Raw genomic sequence first — 643 nt, forward strand, 5'->3', positions numbered from 1 at the left:
GGAACATCGTTGGGCAGCGTTTTTAACAGCGCCAGCCAGCGTGAATCTGCTTCATCAGGCGGTACGGCACGGTAGCTATCGCGATGCGTAACTGCGGCTTTGACATGGATATATCCGACGGTTGGCGCCAGGTTCTGCGCGGCCTGTTCCGGGGAGTCGCCAACCCACAGCCAGTTGCCCATATCGAAAGTCAGAGATATCGGCAGGTTTTGCGTCTGACAGGCTTCATTGAAACGTTGCATCGGCTGCAGGCGTCCGCAGGCGGTCTGATCGTTTTCCACAACCAGCTCCATTCCGCTGTTGTCCAGCCATTCACGTAAATCGTCGAACTGTTCGGTATGGGAAAAATGACCGAGAGAGACTTTTAACCACAGCGCCTGTAGGGCCTGCGCTTCTTCGAGAAGCTGCGGAAGTCGGGGATTCAGGTTCCCATCCTCAAGGAATAACGGTTCAGGCGCTGAATAACAGGCCAGCAGGCCGAAGAGTTCGATTGCAGAGGCCATTGTGGACAGCGTTTTCAGCTCGGCGTCGGTTAATAACTCGCGGCGGATTTCGACGCCGTCAGCACCGGCTTCGGCAATGATGGGCAACATTGCCGTTTGCCCGCCTGCGGCCCGCACCTGGTCGTAGCCGTAGGCGGCGG

Annotated in this window: 1 protein-coding gene; it reads right to left on the reverse strand. The window is 57.4% G+C overall.

What is annotated here, in order from left to right; all coding sequences use genetic code 11:
* A partial coding sequence (locus FDW87_RS13060; RefSeq protein ID WP_252363177.1) for a sugar phosphate isomerase/epimerase occupies nt 1-643 on the reverse strand: 643 nt, incomplete at both ends.

Origin of the sequence: Citrobacter sp. wls826, from assembly GCF_005281245.1 — a bacterium.
GTDB classification, from domain to species: Bacteria; Pseudomonadota; Gammaproteobacteria; order Enterobacterales; family Enterobacteriaceae; genus Citrobacter; species Citrobacter braakii.